Origin of the sequence: Streptomyces sp. HUAS TT11 (genome assembly GCF_051553595.1) — a bacterium.
In the GTDB taxonomy this organism is placed as follows: domain Bacteria; phylum Actinomycetota; class Actinomycetes; order Streptomycetales; family Streptomycetaceae; genus Streptomyces.
The window spans coordinates 3,992,809-4,012,724 of the sequence record NZ_CP196184.1; the positions used below are offsets into that span (position 1 = coordinate 3,992,809).

Sequence of the window (19,916 nt, forward strand, 5' to 3'; positions counted from 1 at the left end):
GCGAAAGGGGACGCCGGATACCTCGGCGCCCTTCGCTCGCGGCTCAGCCGAATACGTACTTGGCCGCGTGGTTGAGCCCATAGTCAATCACGGTCACCAGGGCGATCATGATGACGACGAACACGATCACCACGGTGGTGTACGTCGTCAGCTGGTTCCGCGTCGGCCAGACCACCTTGCGGAGTTCCGCAACGATCTGGCGGTAGAAGAGGGCAAGGCGCTTCAGCGGGCCCTTCTTGGCTCGCTTGCCGCCCTTGCGGGTCTTCTTCGGCTCCTGCACCTCATCCTGGGCGTCAGGCATGTCGATGGAGCCCACGGCGTCCGTCACTCGTCCTCACCTGAATCCCGGGTCGTGGCCGTGCCGCGCCCGGTGGAGCCGCACGGCGAGTGCAAAGGTACTCTGCGCACACTTCCTGATGGGAGTGTGTAGCAGGGCCGGAGGGACTTGAACCCCCAACCGCTGGTTTTGGAGACCAGTGCTCTACCAATTGAGCTACGACCCTTTGCTGTGTACCCCAACGTACCGCATCCGCGCGAGTGCTCGGTGTGCACCGACGCGATCACGGCCGCTGGAGGCCAACGAGGTGAGAGTGTACGTGGTCCGGGGCCGGTCGTCGAACAGAAAGTGCCCGTACGGGTTTTGCCGCCCGGAGGATCGCCCGGTCCGGCAGCCGGATCCGGACGTGTGTCCGGTCGTCGGCCCGGTCAGGTTCAGTCTGTGAAACCCGTGTGCCGGGCGCGTTTCCTGTCTGAAACCATGGGGCCCATGAGCGCTGCAACCCCTCCCACCGAGCGCCGGGTCTCCGCCCGAGTCGGCGCGATCTCCGAGTCCGCCACCCTCGCCGTGGACGCCAAGGCCAAGGCCCTCAAGGCTGCCGGGCGGCCGGTGATCGGCTTCGGCGCCGGTGAGCCCGACTTCCCGACGCCGGACTACATCGTCGAGGCGGCCGTCGAGGCCTGCAAGAACCCGAAGTTCCACCGCTACACGCCGGCGGGCGGTCTGCCCGAGCTGAAGAACGCGATCGCCGCCAAGACGCTGCGCGACTCCGGCTACGAGGTGGACGCCTCCCAGATCCTGGTCACCAACGGCGGCAAGCAGGCCATCTACGAGGCCTTCGCCGCCATCCTCGACCCGGGTGACGAGGTGATCGTCCCGGCTCCGTACTGGACCACGTACCCGGAGTCGATCCGGCTGGCCGGCGGTGTGCCGGTGGAGGTCGTCGCGGACGAGACCACCGGCTACCGCGTGTCCGTCGAGCAGCTCGAGGCCGCCCGCACGAAGAAGACGAAGGTCGTCCTCTTCGTGTCCCCGTCCAACCCGACGGGCGCGGTGTACTCCGAGTCGGAGACCGAGGCCATCGGCCGGTGGGCCGTGGAGCACGGGCTGTGGGTGCTGACGGACGAGATCTACGAGCACCTGGTCTACGGTGACGCCGCCTCCGTGTCGCTGCCGGCGCTGCTGCCCGAGCTGCGCGACAAGTGCATCGTGGTCAACGGCGTGGCGAAGACGTACGCGATGACGGGGTGGCGTGTCGGCTGGGTCATCGGCCCGAAGGACGTGGTGAAGGCCGCGACGAACCTCCAGTCGCACGCCACCTCGAACGTGTCGAATGTCGCTCAGGTGGCCGCCCTGGCCGCCGTCTCCGGCGACCTGGAGGCGGTCGCGACGATGCGCGAGGCCTTCGACCGGCGCCGCAAGACCATCGTGCGGATGCTGAACGAGATCGACGGCGTGGTCTGCCCCGAGCCCGAGGGCGCGTTCTACGCGTACCCGTCGGTGAAGGCGCTGATCGGCAAGGAGATCCGCGGCAGGCGCCCCGAGGACACGGTCGAGCTGGCCGCGCTGATCCTCGAGGAGGCCGAGGTCGCGGTCGTCCCGGGCGAGGCCTTCGGCACCCCGGGGTACCTGCGGCTGTCGTACGCCCTCGGTGACGAGGACCTGGTCGAGGGCGTGAGCCGGATCCAGAAGCTGCTGGCGGAGGCGCGGGACTGACGTCCCGCTCCGCGCTTCCGGGCGATCACCCGCCGGCCGGCGGGTGATCGCCCCGTTCTTTTGTGCGAGCAAGACCACTAAAGAGGAAAGCGCTACCGCAGCAGCGGGGACGTGCGGCAGGATCCTGGAATGGAGCATGTACGTGATGTCTCTGCGCTGCCGAAGGCCCATCTGCATCTGCACTTCACCGGATCCATGCGGCCCGCCACCCTCCTGGAGCTGGCCGACAAATACGGCGTCCGGCTGCCGGAGACTTTGACCGAGGCCCTGACCAGCGGGGAGCCGCCGAAACTGCGGGCGACGGACGAGCGGGGCTGGTTCCGGTTCCAGCGGATGTACGACGCGGCGCGCTCGTGTCTCAGAGAGCCGGAGGACATCCGGCGGCTGGTGCGGGAGGCCGCGGAGGAGGACGTCAAGGACGGCTCGGGCTGGCTGGAGATCCAGGTCGACCCGACGTCGTACGCGCCGCGCCTGGGCGGTCTGATCCCGGCGCTGGAGATCATCCTGGACGCGGTCGACGGCGCGATGCGGGAGACGGGTCTGGGGATGCGCGTCCTGGTCGCCGCGAACCGGATGAAGCACCCCTTGGACGCCCGCACCCTGGCCCGGCTGGCCGTGCGCTACCAGGACCGCGGCGTGGTGGGCTTCGGCCTCTCGAACGACGAGCGCCGCGGCATGGCCCGGGACTTCGACCGCGCCTTCGCCATCGCCCGTGACGGAGGCCTTCTCTCGGCCCCGCACGGCGGCGAACTGACCGGGCCCTCGTCGGTGCGCGACTGCCTGGACGACCTGCACGCGCACCGGGTGGGCCACGGGGTGCGGGCGGCGGAGGACCCGCGTCTGCTGAAGCGGCTGGCGGAGCGCGGGGTGACGTGCGAGGTGTGCCCCACGTCGAATGTCGCCCTGGGCGTCTACGCGAAGCCCGAGGACGTGCCCCTGCGCACCCTGTACGACGCGGGTGTCCCCATGGCGCTGGGCGCCGACGACCCGCTGCTGTTCGGCTCCCGCCTGGCGGCGCAGTACGAGCTCGCCCGCCACCACCACGGCTTCACCGACGAGGAACTGGCGGAACTGGCCCGGCAGTCGGTGCGCGGTTCGGCGGCACCGGCGACGACCAAGGCGGAGCTCCTCGCGGGGGTGGACGCCTGGCTGGGCGGCCCGGTGGCCCGATGAAGGGGTGACGGGCGGGCGCACGCACGGCGGGGGCCGCCCGCACCGTCGGTGGACCGGAGCGGGGCGTACCCGCTCCCTGCCGCACGGTCAGGAGGCGTCCTCGGCGGCCGGGACGCCGCCGAGCAGGGTGCGCGCCAGGCGGCGCGCGAAGTCCTCCACGGGGGGCGACTGCCCGTCTCCGTCGCGTCGTGGGCGAACGCGATGCCGGCGATGACCCACCACCCCGCGACGGTGAAGCAGGGGGTGGGGGTCGCCCACTGGGTCCGGCTGCGGCTCCCGTCGGGGCGTGGCCTAGAGGCTGACGCCCACCGTGACCGGCTCGTTGACCAGTGTGACCCCGAAGGCCTCGTGGACCCCGGCCACGACCTCGCGGGCCAGCGCGAGCAGGTCCTCGGTGGTCGCGCCGCCGCGGTTGGTCAGGGCCAGGGTGTGCTTGGTGGAGATGCGGGCGGGTCCGGTGCCGTACCCCTTGGTGAAGCCGGCCCTGTCGATGAGCCAGGCCGCGGACGTCTTGGTGTGGCCCTCGCCCGCCGCGTACGCGGGGGGTTCGGCCCCCTCGCCCAGCCGCTCGCTCACCCGCGCCCGGAACGCGGCGAACTCCTCGTCCGCGAGGATCGGATTGGTGAAGAACGAGCCCGCCGACCAGGTGTCGTGATCCTCCGGGTCCAGCACCATGCCCTTGCCCGCGCGCAGCTTCAGCACGGTCTCGCGGGCGGCGGCCAGCGGCACCCGGTCGCCGGGCTCGACACCGAGGGCGCGAGCCGTCTCGGCGTACTTGACCGGGCCCGAGAGCCCCTGCGCGTCCTCCAGCCGGAAGCGCACGCGCAGCACCACATAGCGTTCGGGATCGGCCTTGAAGCGGCTGTGCCGGTACGAGAACCCGCACTCGGCGTTCGAAAGAGTGACCGTTTCCTGCGTCCGGCGGTCGTAGGCGATCACTTCGCTGATCGTCGACGAGACTTCCTGGCCGTACGCCCCCACGTTCTGGATCGGGGTCGCGCCCGCGGAGCCGGGGATGCCCGCGAGGCACTCGACACCGGCGAGACCGGCCTCGGCGGTGCGGGCGACGGCATCGGTCCACACCTCTCCGGCGGCCAGCTCCAGCTCCGTACCGTCCAGGCGGAAGCCGTCGGTCGCGATCCGCAGGGCGGTGCCCTCGAAGCCCTTGTCGCCGATGACCAGGTTGGATCCGCCGCCGATCAGCAGCAGCGGCGTACCGGCTCCGTCGGCCTCGCGGACGGCGGCGATCACCTCCGCGTCGGTGGTGGCGGTGATCAGACGGGTCGCGGGGCCGCCCAGCCGGAAGGTGGTCAGCGGGGCGAGCGGGGCGTCGTGGAGTTCCTGCACGCGCCAAGACTACGAGACGGCCCCGGCGGCCCGGCATCGCACGGGTACGGCCCCGCCGGGGACCGGCGGGGCCGTCGAGGGGTGCCGCGTCCGCGGGATCCTGCTCAGGAAGCGGCCGTCTCCAGGGCCGGGGACGGCTGTGCGGTGGCCGCGGTCCGCGCCGTGCGCCGCCGGGTGGGGATCAGCAGGGCCGCGACGCCCGCCAGGGTCACCGCCGCGGAGCCCACCACGAGCGCCGGCCGCAGCCCGTCCACGAAGAGCTGTGCGCTGCCGTAGCCGCCCCGGGCCGTGAAGATCGAGGACATCACGGCGATACCGAGCGCGCCGCCGACCTCGCGCAGGGCGTTGTTGGCGCCGGAGGCGATGCCCTGTTCCCGGGGCAGCACGCTGGACATGACGAGGTTGGAGGCGGGTGCGAAGAACAGGGCCATGCCGATGCCGCTGATGATCAGGCCGGGCAGCTGAACGGAGTACGCGACGTCCGTCGTGACCACCCGGGCCAGGTAGCCGAGACCCGCGGCCTGCAGGAAGAGACCGGCGGCGACGACCGGGCGGCCGCCGATGCGGTCGGAGAGGATTCCGGCGATCGGCGCGACGAGCATGGGCATGCCCGTCCAGGGCAGCATCCGCAGACCGGCCTGGGTCGGGGAGTACCCGAGCACCCCCTGCATGTACTGGCTGAGCAGGAAGATCGAGCCGAACATCCCGAGGAACATCAGCAGGCTCGCGGCATTGATCCCGGAGAACGCCCGGGAGCGGAAGAGCCGCATGGGGAGCATGGGGTTGCGGCCCCGGACGCCGTGGAGGACGAAGCCGGCGAGCAGCGCGGCACCCCCGAACAGGCCGGTCAGCACGACGGGGTCGGCCCAGCCGTCGGCCGGACCGCGCACCAGCCCGTACACGATCCCGAAGAGACCGCCGCTGACGAGCAGGGTGCCCGGGACGTCGAGCGCAGCGCCGGTGCCGAAGGACTCGGCGAGGCGGAAGCGGGCCAGGGGCAGGAGAAGAAGGCCCAGCGGGACGTTCAGCCAGAAGATCCAGTGCCAGGACACGTGTTCGGTCAGACTGCCGCCGATGAGGGGTCCTGACGCCACGGCGAGTCCGTTGACGGCCCCCCAGATGCCGTACGCCATTCCGCGCCGTGCGGCGGGGACCGCGGCGGTCAGCAGGGTCAGGGTGAGCGGCATCATGATGGCCGCCCCGACACCCTGGACGGCACGGGCCGCGATCAGGGAGTCGATGCCGGGCGCGAGGGCCGCGGCGGCGGACGCGCCGGTGAAGACGGTCAGCCCGGCGAGGAAGAGCCGCCTGCGGCCGAACCGGTCGCCGAGCGCCGCGCCGAACATGAGCAGGACCGCGAAGGTGAGCGTGTACGCGCTCACGGTCCATTCCAGGTCGTCCAGCGCTCCCCCGAGGTCCTTGCGGATGGAGGGCAGGGCGGTGGTGACGACGAGGTTGTCGAGGGCCGCCATGAATCCGGCGACACTGGTGATGACGAGGGCCCAGACCGCTCCCCCGCGAGGTGCCTTCTCTTGTGACATCGCTCCCCCAGAGCATGATCGCTATGGTGATTAGTTATTGATTACTAACTTTTGCGGCCATGAAAAGGCGGACCCGCCCTCCCTGTCCGTTACCTCTTCTTCGGCCGGCCCTCACGGTCCTCGGCCGGGTAGAGCCCTTCCCAGATCCGGTGCCCGGGCGGAAAGCCCATGGACACCAGGCAGTTGATGAGCATCCCCTGCGCCATGAAGGTGGTGGTCTCGTCGACGTCGGCCCCGAGCGCCAGATGCACGACGTCCCACAGCCGCATCCAGCCGGCCCGCACCGCCTCCCCGAACTCGCGGTCACCCGCCTGCTCGGCCGCGGCCACCGCGATGTACATCTGCAGCTGCATCATCAGCCGTTCCGGCTGCTCTGCGATGACCTCGGTGTACGCCTTCCCCATGGAGTGCAGGGCGTCCTCCCCGTGGAGCCCTTCGGCAGCCTCCTCGAAGGTGCGGATGGTGTCCTCCACACACCGCTCGGCCGCCGCCAGGAAGATGGCCTTCTTGCCGGGGAAGAGCCGGAAGAGATACGGCTGCGACACACCGACACGCTTGGCGATCGCCTCGGTGGACGTGCCGTGGTAGCCGCCGCGGGCGAACTCGCTCGTCGCCGCACGGATGACGCTCTCGCGCCTCTCTTCTGCGCTCATCCTGACCATGCGGCTAAGTTAGTGGTTAATAACTAACTTAGTCAAGGGGCTTCCCGCGACGCGGTCGAGGGGCGCCGCACACGGCGCACGCCCCTCACCGGCCCCCTGGTCAGGCCAGCCTCACGACCGCCCGTGACATGCCCAGCACCTTCTGGCCGGCGCTGGTCGCCGTGAGGTCGACGCGGACCGTGCCGTCGTCGAGCTTGGCCGCCACCTTGCCGCTGACCTCGATGAGGGCGCCCTCTTCGTCGTTCGGGACGACGACCGGCTTGGTGAAACGGACGCCGTACTCGACGACCGCGCCCGGGTCGCCCACCCAGTCGGTCACCACGCGGACCGCCTCGGCCATGGTGAACATGCCGTGCGCGATGACGTCCGGCAGGCCCACCTCCTTGGCGAACCTCTCGTTCCAGTGGATGGGGTTGAAGTCCCCGGACGCGCCCGCGTACCGCACGAGCGTGGCGCGGGTGACGGGGAAGGACTGCGCCGGCAGTGCGGTGCCGACCTCGACGGCGTCGTACGCGATCTTCGCGGTCATCCTCGTCAGGCCTCCTCTTCCGGTGCCCGTGCCACGAGCTTCGTCCAGGCGGTCACCACGGGCTCGCCGGCCTCGTCGTGGACCTCACCCCGGATGTCCAGAATGTCGTTGCCGGCCAGCGACTTGATCGACTCGATGGTCGAGGTGACGCTCAGCCGGTCACCGGCACGGACCGGGCGGTTGTAGACGAACCGCTGGTCGCCATGGACCACCCGGCTGTAGTCCAGGCCGAGCTTGGGGTCCTCGACGACCTGGCTCGCGGCCTTGAAGGTGATCGCGAAGACGAAGGTCGGCGGGGCGATCACATCGGGGTGACCGAGCGCCGCGGCGGCCTTGCGGTCCGTGTAGGCCGGGTTGGTGTCCCCGATCGCCACCGCGAACTCGCGGATCTTCTCCCGGCCGACCTCGTACGGGTCGGTGGGCGGGTAGGACCGCCCCACGAAGGACTGATCGAGCGCCATGGGCTCGGCACCTCCTGATAGTTCATCGGGCCCGGCCTCACCGGAGGCCGCCGACCCCTTTGTGCGGCCGGCTCGGCGTTCGGCCCGTGTGACCGATTCTGGGACCGTCGACGCGGCCGGTTCTGCGGACGCTCCGGCCGATGTCCGAATCTGCGTGGCGGTGCGGTCGATCTGACCGATTCCGCCTTGCGTCCGGTCGGCTTCCGCGTGTCGTACCGGTCGGGGTGGCCGGATCCGGTCGGCCGGATCGGGCCATCCTGCTCCGGTCGCGGGAAACGACACCTGCGCCCCGCCGACGGCGGCGGTCGATGGACCGGTGCGGTCCACTTCCGTCAACGCCGCGAGGCCGCCCCCCTGCTACTGGGGACGGCCTCGCGTACGAGCCTTGGTTATCGCGTCTCGCGGTGCGCGGTGTGCGCGTTGCAACGCGGGCAGTGCTTCTTCATCTCAAGACGATCCGGGTTGTTGCGCCGGTTCTTCTTGGTGATGTAGTTCCGCTCCTTGCACTCCACGCAGGCCAGCGTGATCTTCGGGCGGACGTCGGTGGCAGCCACGTGAGTGCTCCTTGACGAACAGATGGATAAAAACAACGCAAGAAAGAGTAGCCGACCGAAGGACCGACCCCACAATCGGCTACTACGAGTAGCGGTGACCGGACTTGAACCGGTGACACAGCGATTATGAGCCGCTTGCTCTACCGACTGAGCTACACCGCTGCGATGCGATCGGACCCCGCCTGGCAGCGGGAACCTCTCACACCAGAGCCCCAAAACGGAATCGAACCGTTGACCTTCTCCTTACCATGGAGACGCTCTGCCGACTGAGCTATTGGGGCGAGCGATGAAGACATTACACGCTCGCCCGCCGTTCGCCCAAATCCGTTTCGCGGCTCCCGTCCGGCCTGTTCCCCGGCCTTCCCCGTGCGTTTCCCGCGGCTTCCGGCACACCGACTCGACCCCTGCCCCACCGGTCGCTCCCGCCGCAACGACGGCGGGCCCCCGCCCGACGGACCCGCCATCACGGTGACGGCCGTGGTGTCCACCCCGCACCGGAAGTCCGCCCACGCCCGGGGAACCACACCGGTACGACTATTGCGCTCCTCCCCGCCGCGGCCGGGTCACCGCCCTAGGCTCGAACTCACTCTGCGTGATCTTGCCCCGGGGTGCGCAGCCTCCCCCGAACCACAGGAGCGCGATGCCCGACAGCCGAGCGCAGTCGTCCCTCGTCCCGTCCTCACCGTCGGCGACGACCGACGCGAGCGCCCTGCTGCTGAGCGGGGCTCGGCTGACGGACGGCCGGACGGTGGACGTACGGCTGGGCGGCGGGCGCATCGAGGCGGTCGGCACCGCCGGCAGTCTGGCCACGGGAGCCGTCACCGCCCGTGTCGACCTGCGCGGCTATCTGCTCCTGCCGGCCCCCGCCGAGCCGCATGCGCACGGTGACACGGCCCTGACCGCGGACTGCGACGGGCCGGTGTCGAACGAGCCGGAGGAGGTCCAGCGCCGCACCACCGAGGCCGCGCTGCTGCAACTCGGCCACGGCGCGACGGCGCTGCGCTCGCATGTGCACATCGGTGACGCACAGGGCCTGGACGCGCTCACGGCCGTGCTGAGTGCGGGACGTTCGCTGTGCGGACTCGCCGAGCTGACGACGGTGGCGATGCCACGGGTGCTGACCGGCATCGCCGGGGCCGACGGGCTCGCCCTGCTGCGCGACGCGATGAAGATGGGCGCCACGGTGGTGGGCGGCTGCCCGGACGCGGATCCGGATCCGACCGGCTATGTGGAGGCCGTCCTCGAACTGGCCGCCGAGTTCGGCTGCCCGGTGGATCTGCACACCGACGCCGGCGATCCGGCGCGCCTCGCCCGGCTCGCGGCGATGGCCGGCGGCCTGCGCCCCGGGGTGACGCTCGGGCCGTGCGGCGGTCTGGGACGTCTGCCGGCGGGGGCCGCTGCCCGCTCGGCGGAACGGCTCGCCGCCGCCGGGGTGACCGTGGTCTGCCTGCCGCAGGGCCGCTGCGGCGCGGCCGAGCAGCGCGACACCGCCCCGGTGCGGCTGCTGCGGTCGGCCGGGGTGCGGGTCACGGCGGGGAGCGGAGCGCTCAGGGACGTGTCGAACCCGGTGGGGCGCGGGGACCCGCTGGAGTCGGCGTATCTGCTGGCGTCCCGTTACGGGCTGTCCCCCGAGGACGCGTACGACATGGTGAGCGCATCGGCGCGGGCCGCACTGGGGCTGCCCGCGGTGCGCGTGGAGGCGGGCTTTCCCGCGGAGCTCCTCGCCGTGCGGGGCGACCGGCTGTCGGGCGCGCTGTCGCTCGCGTACAGCCGGATCGTCGTGCACCGGGGGCGTGTGGTGGCACGCACGAGCGCGGTGCGCGAATACTGCAACTCGGCCGCGGGGGCGCTGGACCTGCCCCGGCAGGGGCGGGCGCAGCCGTGACGGTCCCCCGCCGGGTCTGCGGACGTGTGATGGCGTGGATCCGCCGGTGCACACGGACCTCGTGAAAAGTCGTGCGGCGGATGCGTCCGTCCGGGCGTACGGTCGGAGACATGCGCATTGTCATCGCTGGTGGTCATGGTCAGATCGCGCTGCGGCTCGAGCGGTTGCTCGCCGCGCGCGGCGAGGAGGCCGCGGGGATCATCCGCCGTGCGGAACAGGCCGACGATCTGCGCGCGGCGGGCGCCGAACCGATCGTCTGCGACCTGGAGTCGGCGTCGGCCGAGGAGGTGGCCTCGCATCTGGCGGGGGCCGGCGCGGCCGTCTTCGCGGCGGGCGCGGGCCCGGGCAGCGGGGCGGCCCGCAAGTACACCGTGGATCGGGACGCCGCCATCAAGTTCGCCGACGCGGCGGAGCGTGCGGGCGTACGCCGTTTCGTCGTCGTCTCCTCGATGGGTGCGGACCCGGAGCACCGGGGCGACGACGTCTTCGACGTGTATCAGCGCGCGAAGGGCGAGGCCGACGCGTATGTGCGGGCCCACAAGTCCCTGGACTGGACGATCCTGCGCCCCGGCCGGCTGACCGACGACGCGGGCACCGGCCTGGTGCGCCTCGAGGCGCACACCGGCCGTGGCGCGGTCACCCGCGAGGACGTGGCGGCGGTGCTCGCGGAGCTCGTCGACACGCCCGCGACGGCCGGTCTGACGCTGGAGCTCATCGGCGGTTCGACCCCGGTGTCCGTGGCCGTGAAGTCGGTGGCGGGGAACTGAGCGGGACGGGCTGCGCCGGCTGGGGTTCGCCCGGCTGACGCGCCGCCGCGGCTGTAGGGGGCACCGGACGCGTTGGTCCCGTACGTCCCGTCCCAGAGTCGTCGGCGGCAGGCGGCGCCCCGGCCCAGCCCCACCACGGACGCTCCGGTGAACCGCTCGGGCGTGCGGCGCTCCTGACGGTGCGTCGAAGATTCGGGCCTCGAAACGGCCCGGCCCGGCAGGGCTGTCGGCCGGCGCGGGACGACCAGCTCGTCCGCGGATCGCAGTCAACGACGAAGCGGCCGGTCATACACCGGCCGACGGGATCAGAAGAGCGGCATCTGACCGGGGAACTCCGGTACGGCGTACCCGTCGAGAGCGGGCTGCGCGGCGTCGGACTGCGCGAGACGGCGGGATCCCGGACAGGAGACGAGCGCCCCGCTGTTCCGCGCCCCCGGCGGGTCGTGCCGTGCGAACCGCCCGGCGACGACGGCGATGTCCCGTCGGCACTCGGGGCAGCTTCTGCGGCGGGACGACATGTCCTCAGCGTACGAGAACGGGCCGGGCGACGGCGGGAATCCCGCGTCCGCGCACAGACGCGGACGGGAACAGCGGGCCGGTGCGAGGACTTCGAGGTGGGGAATCAGCCGATGTAGGGCGTGGCGCGCCCCTCGTCCATGGCGTGATCGATCCGCAGCCGCATGGTGGGGTGCACGTCCAGACCTCCCAGGTCCGCCGGGTCGACCCAGCGGACCTGGGTCGTCTCGGAGCTGGTGCGGAGCACCCCGCCGATCGGGCGCGCCCGAAAGCACAGGCTGAACTGCTGGCGGACCTCCCCGTCGTCGTACCGCATGACGTGTCCGGGGTCGGTGTAGATCCCGGACAGATCGGCGACCCGCACCTCGATGCCGGTCTCCTCCCGCACCTCACGGACGACGGTGTCGGCGATGGACTCGCCGAGATCGTGGCCGCCGCCCGGAAGGGCCCACCGTCCGTTGTCCGAGCGCTGCACCATCAGCACGCGCCCGGCACCGTCCCGGACGAAGGCCACGACGGAGGGGACGACGGAGTTGGCGGGCGGGGCGTCGGGATCGTGCAGGTAGTCGATACGGCCCATGGAACGGACTCCCGGGGTGCTACGGCGCTCGAACGGTGGGCGGCAGCGGTCCCGCCGGCACAAGTCTGCTCCTGTGCGGCCCTCGGTGGGCGACGCGATCCGTTCGGGAGGTCGAAGGCCCGCTGGATCAAGCGGGGTGAGCCGGGTCGATCGACGCATGGCCCGCGGGATGTGCGCATCCGCCCGATGCACCGCAAGCTCTTTCTGTATCGATCACTTCAGAATTATGCCGTCATGGAGCTGCATCTCAGGGGTGAGACCGTCACCGACGCCGACGGCGACATCGGGCTCGCCGTCGCCCAGGCCTTCGCCCGTGAAGGCGCCCATGTGGTGGCCGGGGCCAGGCCATCCCGGCGACCCTCGAGGAGCCCGCGGCCGACCGGTTCACCGGGGACGAGCGCCGGGCCACCGGCGCGGGCGCACCCCGGGTTTCCCGGTGCCGGCCCGATCCGGGCGCGGACACGCCGCGAAGGCCCGCACCGTTGTACGCGGGGGGCACCGGAGTGGTCCCGGCCCCAGGGCCACTAGGGCGACGCAGGTCACCTTCGCGCATGTCACGGATCGGGGGAACCGATCCGTCGAAGGGGTGTCATCCTCCGACGACACCACAGGAGCGCACCATGGAAGCTCGGCTGGATCTCTTCGCCCGCCCGGTCGCGGTCCGGTTCGGAAAGCACCTAGTCGCCGCGGGCAAGGTGCTCGAGGAATCGACCCTGCCTGCCGCGACACAGGAACTGGTGAAGCTCCGCGCCAGCCAGGTCAACGGCTGCGGCTTCTGCACGGACATGCACACCAAGGACGCCCTGCACGCAGGGGAGTCCGCGACGCGCCTCCACCTGGTCGCGGCCTGGCGGGAGGCCACGGTGTTCACCGAGGCCGAACGCGCCGCCCTGGAGCTGACGGAGCAGGGCACCCGCATCGCGGATGCGGCGGGCGGCGTCACCGACGAGGCCTGGGAGGACGCCGCCAAGCACTACGACGAGGAACAGCTCGCCGCCCTGGTGTGCGCCATCGCCCTCATCAACGCCTACAACCGCGGGAACGTCATCGTCCGGCAGCCCGCCGGCGACTACCGGCCCGGCAGGTTCGCGTAAGCGGGAGCGCTGCACTCCACGGACGAACCCGCCCGGTCCCCGCAGTGGGGGTCCTCGTCCACCGGCCCCGGGCCCGACCGGGTCAGCGCACGAACAGGGAGGCCCCGGCGGTCGCCGTGGTGCAGCAGGCGATCAGGAGGCACGCGCCGACGGCGTGCCTCCTGAGCAAGGCGTGCCGCAAGGTGGCGTAGCGGGCCTCGTACTCCCCGCGCAGACGCTTGGCCCGGTCCGCGGTGGCCTGCAGGGCCTGCCGGGTCAGACCGAGGCGCTGCTCGGTGTAATGGCGGGCCAGGTCTTCGGCCTGCCCGCTCGTGAGCCAGGGCAGGCGCGCGCAGAGTGCCTCGGCCTCGCGCTGCGCCTGCTCCCGCTCCGCCTGCAGGAGGAGGTAGCCCTCGACCTCGTTGGCGAGTGCGCCGCCGTGCGGGTCCAGCGGGGTCCCGTGACAGCCCGGCGACGTCAAGGCCGGCCTCTTTCGCGTCCCGGTGCATCCACCGCGGCGCGCCGGCCGGGGCCACCCTCGTAGTCGAGTTGGGCCATCTCGGGGTGGTGCAGGTCGAACGCCGGGGATTCGGTGCGGATCCGGGGCAGGGTGTGGAAGTTGTGCCGCGGCGGCGGGCAGGAGGTCGCCCACTCGAGCGAACGACCGTAGCCCCAGGGGTCGTCGACGCCGACCGGCTTGCCGTACTTGGCGGTCCTCCACACGTTGTAGAGGAACGGCAGCATCGACAGACCGAGCAGGAACGACCCGATCGTGGAGATGGTGTTCAGCCAGGTGAAGCCGTCGGTCGCGAGGTAGTCGGCGTAACGCCGGGGCATGCCCTCGGTACCCAGCCAGTGCTGGACCAGGAAGGTGGTGTGGAAGCCGATGAACAGCGCCCAGAAGGTGATCTTGCCGAGGCGTTCGTCGAGCATCTTGCCCGTCATCTTCGGCCACCAGAAGTGGAAGCCGGCGAACATCGCGAAGACGACCGTGCCGAACACCACGTAGTGGAAGTGGGCCACGACGAAGTACGAGTCGGAGACGTGGAAGTCCATCGGCGGCGAGGCCAGGATGACGCCGGAGAGGCCGCCGAAGAGGAATGTCACCAGAAAGCCGGTGGCCCACAGCATCGGTGTCTCGAAGGACAGCGAGCCGCGCCACATGGTGCCGATCCAGTTGAAGAACTTCACCCCGGTCGGCACCGCGATCAGGAAGCTCATGAAGGAGAAGAACGGCAGCAGCACACCGCCGGTGACGAACATGTGGTGCGCCCACACCGTGATCGACAGTCCCGTGATCGAGATGGTGGCTCCCACCAGGCCCATGTAGCCGAAGATCGGCTTGCGGGCGAACACCGGGATGACCTCGGTGACGATGCCGAAGAACGGCAGGGCGATGATGTACACCTCCGGATGCCCGAAGAACCAGAACAGGTGTTGCCACAGCAGGGCACCGCCGTTGGCCGCTTCGTAGACATGGGCGCCGAACTTGCGGTCCGCCTCCAGGGCGAACAGCGCGGCTGCGAGGACCGGGAAGGCGAACAGGACCAGGACGCTGGTCAGCAGCACGTTCCAGGTGAAGATCGGCATGCGGAACATGGTCATGCCCGGTGCGCGCATGCATACGGCCGTGGTGATGAAGTTGACCGCACCCAGGATCGTGCCGAAGCCGGAGAAGGCCAGGCCCATGATCCACATATCGGCGCCGATACCGGGCGACCGGATCGCGTCCGAGAGCGGGCTGTAGGCGAACCAGCCGAAGTCGGCCGCGCCCTGGGGGGTGAGGAAGCCGCCGACCGCGATGGTCGAGCCGAGCAGGTAGAACCAGTAGGCGAGCATGTTCAGCCGCGGGAACGCCACGTCGGGCGCGCCGATCTGCAGCGGCATGATCCAGTTCGTGAAGCCGGCGAACAGGGGCGTCGCGAACATCAGCAGCATGATCGTGCCGTGCATCGTGAAGGCCTGGTTGAACTGCTCGTTCGACACGATCTGCAGACCCGGGCGGGCCAGCTCGGCGCGCATGAGCAGGGCCATGACGCCACCGATGAGGAAGAACGCGAAGGACGTCGTCAGATACAGCGTGCCGATGGTCTTGTGGTCGGTGGTCGTCAGCCACTTCACCACGACATTGCCGGGCCGCCGGTGCCGGAGGGGCAACTCGTCCGAGTACGACTCCTCAGCTGCCGCGGCATCGTGGGGTTCGTTGAGGATGCTCACAGGTGGATCTCTCCGATGCTCGCGGTTCGCGTCGTCAGTCAGCCGCCATCCTGGCCGCGCCGGGGGTGGGGCCGCCGTCCTGATGGACCCGAATACGGCCACTGGTATGACGGTCGGACTCCAATGGAGCAGCCGGGGCGTGTCCTCGTCGTCGGGCCGCCGTCCCGGGGCGTGTCCGCGCATTGCGGCGGTCCCGTGGCCCGTCCAGGACGCCGCCGACCGGGGCCGCCGACCGGGCGGCGCGGCCCCGGTGCCGGCTCTCACCGGGCGCCGGGACCCGGCCCGTCAGCCCGGGGGGACCGTCTCCGCCAGGAACCGGATCATCAGTTCGGTGACCACCGCGGGGCGTTCCAGGCCGGGGAAGTGGCCCGCCCAGGGCAGTTCGAGGTGACGGGCGGCGGAGAGCCGCCGCGGCAGAGAGGCGGCGATCTCCCGGAAGTCCCCGAGGTCGTGCGCGCCCGACACGGCCAGGCAGGGAGCCGTGATCCGCGCCAGGTCCACCGCCTCGCCCGCCGAGGAGTACGCCGCTCCCGCCTGTACCTCGAACGCATGCCGCTGCATCCGGCGGACCTGTGCCCGGACCTCCTCGCCGGCCTCGGGACCCAGCCATGTCACGACGTTCAACTCGACCGCTCCGGTGATGTCGCCCGCCGCCAGCAGTGCGTTCTTGCGCGCGGTGAACGACCGCAGCTCGGGACCCGGCACATGGCCGGGCATCGCCGAGCACAGCAGCATCAGGGCCGTGACGGCCTCGGGCCTGGTCGCCGCCACCTCCAGGGCGACCTCCCCGCCGTGGGAGGACCCGACCAGGGCGACGCGTTCGAGACCCGGACGGTCGAGCAGGGCGGCGACGTCCGCGGCATCGCCGTACGGACGGTCCGCCACCGGGGTGTCCCCGAATCCCCGGAAGTCGCATCGGACGACCCGGTACCCCGCGTCGCACATGACCGGCCACTGTGGGTCCCACATGTGCCGGTCGCACACCGCGGAGTGCAGCAGCACCAGGGCGGGACCGTCCCCGCAGACGTCATGACGGAGAGTCACCTGCCGGACGGTAGCCGAACCGGACCCGGGCGAACGCCGACACACCGGCACGGCCGGCTCGTCGCCGCCGGCCGTTCATCGGTGTCGGCCGGCGCCGCTCCTGGAGCGGCGACCGGCGCGGCCGCCCGGGCCGACGGCTCCCGGCTCCCGGCGTGCGGCGCGGAGGTGCGCCGACCTGGCCCGGTGCGGCGTCATGGGGCTGTTACTCACTTTCGGGTGACACCCGGGACTCGGGTGGGGTGGCGGACCCTGGCGTACACATGCCACAAGCCGGTGATTGCAAGGGCGAACAACCCGACACGACGTCAACCCACCGCATTCCGCCGATAAATGGACCATACAGACGAGAGTCATGGAGACATAGGCATCCCGTAACACGATTCACGTTTCACACACATCACCCCCACCCGGACGGCACCGTATGAGGGCGCGGCCGACCCGGCCCCGCACCCGCACACCGCACCACCCCGCACCACACACGGGACGGTGCCCGCACCAAGCAGGGGGAACCTGTGTCCACTTCCACCACCGCACGCCGCCTGGCCGCCGCCACCCTCACCGCCGCCGCCCTGGCCGGCGCCGCCACCGTCCCGGCCACCGCCGCCGACCACCGCCCCCACCGGCCGGACGTCCAGATCACCCGCGTGCAATACGACTCCCCGGGCCGCGAAGACCGCTCCAACCGCTCCCTGAACGCCGAATGGGTGCAGATCACCAACACCACCCGCCGCCCCGTCAACCTCAGCGGATGGACCCTCACCGGCCGCGACCACCGCACCTACACCTTCCACCACTACCGCCTCGCCGGCCGCGCCACCGTCCGCGTCCACACCGGCATCGGCCACGACACCCGCACCGACCTCTACCAGGACCGCCGCAACTACGCCTGGGACAACCACACCGACACCGCCACCCTGCGCAACGACCGCGGCCGCATCATCGACACCACCTCCTGGGGCTACCGCCACCACCGCTGACCCCACCCACCGGTGACCGACCCCACCACGGGCCGGTCACCGGCACCCACCACCCCGCGCCGGGCCCCCACAGGCACGGCGCACCACTCATGTGTGCCCCTCGGCCCGATCGTCCGAAGCACCACGTTCGTCCGTTGAACCGCCGGACCGGACGCCACGTATGAGTCACCGTGGGTGGCGCCGCGTCACCCGCTGTACCGCCAGGCAGTGCAGGGGTCGGCGGGCGCGGGCGCCTCTGGGACCGCACCGCGTGGCGACCACAGGGGTGGCGGCCGCGTGGTGCGCATGCGGCACCGCCGGGAGAGAGGGCCGAACGATCTCAAGCGATGCGAGCCGTGCCGCCGGCAGCGTTCTCGACCTACCCGCCACCGTGGAGCGGGGGGACGCGGCGCGCGGGGCGGACGTTCGGCAGCAGGTACCGGGCCTGGACGGACTTCGCGGCTTGGCGGCGCTGTACGTGCTCCTGTTCCACTGCTGGCTGTACACCTTCCCCGGGTATCCCGACAGTTCGGCTCCCCGGTGGCTGGACGGGCTGATGTTCGGCCGTATCGCCGTGGTCTTCTTCCTGGTGCTGTCCGGCTTCTCCCTGGCCGTCTCTCCGGCGCGCAACGGCTGGCGCCCGGGCGGCGTTTCGCGTTTTCTGCGCCGGCGGGCCTGGCGCATCCTGCCCCCCTACTGGGCGGCGCTCGCGTTCAGCCTGGTGATCTCCTGGCTCGTGGTGCCTGCTTCGCACACCGGGCCACCGACCGGCCGATCGGTTCTGGTGTACGGCCTGGTCGCCCAGGACATGTTCACCGCGCCGACACCGAACGGCGCGTTCTGGTCGATCGGCGTGGAGGCGGAGCTCTATCTCCTCTTTCCGCTCCTCCTGTTCGTCCGGCGGCGGCTGGGTGCCGTGGTGCTGATGACCGCCGTGACCCTCCTCGTGGCCGCCGGCGGCCTGACGGCGGCCGGGGCGACGCCGGTGGAGGGCGACAACTGGCTCACTCCGCATCTCGCCCCCGTCTTCGTGGCGGGTCTGATCGGCGCGGGAATCGTCGTCGCGTCGGACAGGATCCGTCGTCTGCCCTGGCCTCGGCTCGCCGCCGTGGCCGCCACACCGGTCCTGGCTCTTGTCGCCGTCAAGGGATCGGTGTGGACGGTGAACCACTACTTCTGGGTGGATCTGGCGGTCGCCCCCGCCATGACGATGCTCCTGGCGGCGGTCGCCACGGGAAGGCCCGCCCGTCTCGTACGGCTTCTGACCACGCGCCCCGTCCGAGGTCTCGGCGACTGCTCGTACAGCCTCTACCTGATCCATCTGCCGATCGTCATGACCGTCGTCAGGAGGATCGCCCCGGAGTTCGTCTCCCCCGGCCTGCCCACGTTCTGGTTCACCCTCGCCGTGGCACTGCCCGCTTCGCTGTCGGGGGCGTGGCTGTTCGCCAGGATCTTCGAGATGCCCTTCAAGCGGAACCGGTCCTGGAAGTCCCTGCTCGCGCCGGTGCGTTCACAGCCGAGCGGGGGCGAGGAGCGGCTCGGATCACGTTCCGGCCGGCCGTCCCCCGAGCCGTCGGGCAGCGCGGCCGGGCGCACGGACCCGTAATCCGGCGGACCGGGCCACGAGCGGCCGTGCCACCGGGCCCCGTCGATGTCCGGGGGCCATAAGGCGTGCTCCCAGGAACGGGGACCGCAGGCGGCCGGCGGGGACCGCAGACCGCGGTCCGCCGGGAGGTCCCGGTGCGGGTGCCCCCGGTGCGGGACCTCCCGGCCGAGCCGTCCTCAGGGGCGTCCGTCCGGGGTCAGAGCAGCGATGCGGTGACCTCGGCAAGCCTCCGCCGGTACTCCGGGTCGTACGCCTCGGCCGCCGCCCGGCCCTCCTTCTCGCCGTCGAAGTACCGCCCCGTGACGCCCGCCAGTTCGGGCGCGTCCACCAGGCGCCGGGTGGCCGCGACTCCCTGTTCGAGGGTGTCGACGATGTCCATGCCGGAACGCCGGGACATCGTTGTGGGCATGAAGGACGCGGGGTGGAGGCTGTTGACGGTGATGCCGCTGTCGGACAGTTCCCCGGCAAGGTCGAACCCGTGGCAGATGAGCGCCAGCTTGGAGCGGCAGTAGGCGGCCGCTTCGGTGTACTCGCGGGTGTGTCCGGGATCGTCGAAGTCGAAGGGCTGCTGGCCGACGGACGCCACGTTCACGATGCGGGAGGGAGCGGCGCGGCGCAGCAGCGGGAGCAGTTCCCGGGTGAGCACGACGGGCGCCAGGTAGTTGACGGCCAGACGCAGTTCGTGCCCGTCGGCGGACGTCTGCCGGCGGGTGCCCTCCGCGTGGAAGCCGACGCCGGCGTTGTTGACGAGTACGTCCAGTCGTTCGTGCCGGGCGGCGACGTCCGCGGCGAGGCGCCGGACCCCGGCGAGCGAGGCGAGGTCGGCCCGGTAGGGCTCACCGCCGGTGGCCGCGGCCACTTCCCGGAGGCGGTCCGGATCACGGCCGTGCAGGAGCAGGGTGTGCCTGCCGTCGGCGGCCAGATCCTCCGCGAGAGCGCGGCCGAGTCCGTCGGAGGCGCCGGTGATGAGGATCGTTGCCATGTCGTACACCTTTCTGGTCCGGGGGCACCA

At 71.2% G+C, this 19,916-nt stretch carries 20 protein-coding genes and 3 tRNA genes; 7 read left to right on the top strand and 16 right to left on the bottom strand.

Features of this window, described 5'->3' with window-relative positions; translation table 11 throughout:
• Positions 1 to 43 precede the first annotated feature (43 nt).
• Entirely contained in the window at positions 44 to 328 is a 285-nt protein-coding gene (gene secE / locus ACSHXN_RS17795; protein ID WP_059127157.1) for a preprotein translocase subunit SecE, read from the bottom strand.
• A gap of 102 nt (positions 329 to 430) precedes the next feature.
• Positions 431 to 503, bottom strand: a tRNA-Trp gene (locus ACSHXN_RS17800).
• Between the two features lie 263 nt (positions 504 to 766).
• On the opposite strand from ACSHXN_RS17800, the gene ACSHXN_RS17805 reads away from it, so the two are divergent.
• Together ACSHXN_RS17805 and ACSHXN_RS17810 are read left to right on the top strand one after the other, a co-directional pair.
• Positions 767 to 1,993: a pyridoxal phosphate-dependent aminotransferase gene (locus ACSHXN_RS17805; RefSeq protein ID WP_355140818.1), complete on the top strand. Its 1,227-nt coding sequence runs from the start codon at positions 767 to 769 to the stop codon at positions 1,991 to 1,993.
• Positions 1,994 to 2,122: 129 nt separating this feature from the next.
• Complete coding sequence (locus ACSHXN_RS17810; protein WP_355142163.1) at positions 2,123 to 3,166, top strand: adenosine deaminase; 1,044 nt, start codon at positions 2,123 to 2,125, stop codon at positions 3,164 to 3,166.
• A 291-nt stretch (positions 3,167 to 3,457) separates the two neighbouring features.
• On the opposite strand, the gene ACSHXN_RS17815 is transcribed toward ACSHXN_RS17810, so the two are convergent.
• The 8 genes from ACSHXN_RS17815 to ACSHXN_RS17850 all read right to left on the bottom strand — a co-directional run bounded on the left by ACSHXN_RS17815 (position 3,458) and on the right by ACSHXN_RS17850 (position 8,541).
• Complete coding sequence (locus ACSHXN_RS17815) at positions 3,458 to 4,513, bottom strand: UDP-N-acetylmuramate dehydrogenase (protein ID WP_355142165.1); 1,056 nt, start codon at positions 4,511 to 4,513, stop codon at positions 3,458 to 3,460.
• 104 nt (positions 4,514 to 4,617) lie between these two features.
• Positions 4,618 to 6,054: a DHA2 family efflux MFS transporter permease subunit gene (locus ACSHXN_RS17820; RefSeq protein ID WP_355142167.1), complete on the bottom strand. Its 1,437-nt coding sequence runs from the start codon at positions 6,052 to 6,054 to the stop codon at positions 4,618 to 4,620.
• 89 nt (positions 6,055 to 6,143) lie between these two features.
• On the bottom strand, positions 6,144 to 6,716 hold the full coding sequence (locus ACSHXN_RS17825; RefSeq protein ID WP_355142169.1) for a TetR/AcrR family transcriptional regulator: 573 nt from the start codon (positions 6,714 to 6,716) through the stop codon (positions 6,144 to 6,146).
• A 100-nt stretch (positions 6,717 to 6,816) separates the two neighbouring features.
• Positions 6,817 to 7,245, bottom strand: a complete 429-nt coding sequence (locus tag ACSHXN_RS17830) for a MaoC family dehydratase (protein WP_355142171.1) — start codon at positions 7,243 to 7,245, stop codon at positions 6,817 to 6,819.
• A gap of 5 nt (positions 7,246 to 7,250) precedes the next feature.
• Positions 7,251 to 7,706 carry a MaoC family dehydratase N-terminal domain-containing protein gene (locus ACSHXN_RS17835; RefSeq protein ID WP_355142173.1) on the bottom strand — a complete coding sequence of 152 codons (456 nt, stop codon included), beginning with the start codon at positions 7,704 to 7,706 and terminating at the stop codon, positions 7,251 to 7,253.
• A gap of 389 nt (positions 7,707 to 8,095) precedes the next feature.
• Positions 8,096 to 8,260, bottom strand: coding sequence for a 50S ribosomal protein L33 (gene rpmG, locus ACSHXN_RS17840; protein ID WP_003948671.1), 165 nt, complete (start codon positions 8,258 to 8,260; stop codon positions 8,096 to 8,098).
• Positions 8,261 to 8,349: 89 nt separating this feature from the next.
• Positions 8,350 to 8,422: transfer RNA gene (locus tag ACSHXN_RS17845), tRNA-Met, on the bottom strand.
• A gap of 46 nt (positions 8,423 to 8,468) precedes the next feature.
• A tRNA-Thr gene (locus tag ACSHXN_RS17850) sits at positions 8,469 to 8,541 on the bottom strand.
• A gap of 359 nt (positions 8,542 to 8,900) precedes the next feature.
• Here ACSHXN_RS17850 and ACSHXN_RS17855 point away from each other — a divergent pair.
• Together ACSHXN_RS17855 and ACSHXN_RS17860 are read left to right on the top strand one after the other, a co-directional pair.
• Positions 8,901 to 10,145, top strand: a complete 1,245-nt coding sequence (locus ACSHXN_RS17855; RefSeq protein ID WP_355801706.1) for an amidohydrolase family protein — start codon at positions 8,901 to 8,903, stop codon at positions 10,143 to 10,145.
• A gap of 110 nt (positions 10,146 to 10,255) precedes the next feature.
• Positions 10,256 to 10,912: an SDR family oxidoreductase gene (locus tag ACSHXN_RS17860; protein ID WP_355142177.1), complete on the top strand. Its 657-nt coding sequence runs from the start codon at positions 10,256 to 10,258 to the stop codon at positions 10,910 to 10,912.
• A 305-nt stretch (positions 10,913 to 11,217) separates the two neighbouring features.
• Here the strand turns inward: ACSHXN_RS17860 and ACSHXN_RS17865 are convergent, their stop codons facing one another.
• Together ACSHXN_RS17865 and ACSHXN_RS17870 are read right to left on the bottom strand one after the other, a co-directional pair.
• Positions 11,218 to 11,430, bottom strand: a complete 213-nt coding sequence (locus ACSHXN_RS17865; RefSeq protein ID WP_355142179.1) for a hypothetical protein — start codon at positions 11,428 to 11,430, stop codon at positions 11,218 to 11,220.
• Between the two features lie 104 nt (positions 11,431 to 11,534).
• Positions 11,535 to 12,008, bottom strand: coding sequence for an NUDIX domain-containing protein (locus ACSHXN_RS17870; protein ID WP_355142181.1), 474 nt, complete (start codon positions 12,006 to 12,008; stop codon positions 11,535 to 11,537).
• Between the two features lie 620 nt (positions 12,009 to 12,628).
• Here ACSHXN_RS17870 and ACSHXN_RS17875 point away from each other — a divergent pair.
• Positions 12,629 to 13,102 carry a carboxymuconolactone decarboxylase family protein gene (locus ACSHXN_RS17875; RefSeq protein ID WP_355142183.1) on the top strand — a complete coding sequence of 158 codons (474 nt, stop codon included), beginning with the start codon at positions 12,629 to 12,631 and terminating at the stop codon, positions 13,100 to 13,102.
• A gap of 82 nt (positions 13,103 to 13,184) precedes the next feature.
• Here ACSHXN_RS17875 and ACSHXN_RS17880 read toward each other — a convergent pair whose 3' ends face one another.
• From ACSHXN_RS17880 to ACSHXN_RS17890, 3 genes are all read right to left on the bottom strand, one after another.
• Positions 13,185 to 13,562 (bottom strand): hypothetical protein, encoded by a 378-nt coding sequence (locus ACSHXN_RS17880; RefSeq protein ID WP_355142185.1) that lies wholly within the window; start codon positions 13,560 to 13,562, stop codon positions 13,185 to 13,187.
• Positions 13,559 to 15,298: an aa3-type cytochrome oxidase subunit I gene (ctaD, locus tag ACSHXN_RS17885; RefSeq protein WP_355142187.1), complete on the bottom strand. Its 1,740-nt coding sequence runs from the start codon at positions 15,296 to 15,298 to the stop codon at positions 13,559 to 13,561. The genes ACSHXN_RS17880 and ctaD overlap by 4 nt, the downstream gene beginning before the upstream one ends.
• 285 nt (positions 15,299 to 15,583) lie before the next feature.
• The gene (locus ACSHXN_RS17890) at positions 15,584 to 16,342 is read right to left on the bottom strand and encodes an alpha/beta fold hydrolase (protein WP_438303334.1); all 759 of its coding nucleotides are present in this window, start codon (positions 16,340 to 16,342) and stop codon (positions 15,584 to 15,586) included.
• Positions 16,343 to 16,854: 512 nt separating this feature from the next.
• On the opposite strand from ACSHXN_RS17890, the gene ACSHXN_RS17895 reads away from it, so the two are divergent.
• Both ACSHXN_RS17895 and ACSHXN_RS17900 read left to right on the top strand, forming a co-directional pair.
• Positions 16,855 to 17,319, top strand: a complete 465-nt coding sequence (locus tag ACSHXN_RS17895; protein ID WP_438303335.1) for a lamin tail domain-containing protein — start codon at positions 16,855 to 16,857, stop codon at positions 17,317 to 17,319.
• A 442-nt stretch (positions 17,320 to 17,761) separates the two neighbouring features.
• Entirely contained in the window at positions 17,762 to 18,904 is a 1,143-nt protein-coding gene (locus ACSHXN_RS17900) for an acyltransferase family protein (protein ID WP_356114338.1), read from the top strand.
• 196 nt (positions 18,905 to 19,100) lie between these two features.
• Here ACSHXN_RS17900 and ACSHXN_RS17905 read toward each other — a convergent pair whose 3' ends face one another.
• Positions 19,101 to 19,886: an SDR family NAD(P)-dependent oxidoreductase gene (locus ACSHXN_RS17905; RefSeq protein ID WP_403844572.1), complete on the bottom strand. Its 786-nt coding sequence runs from the start codon at positions 19,884 to 19,886 to the stop codon at positions 19,101 to 19,103.
• Positions 19,887 to 19,916: the final 30 nt, after the last annotated feature.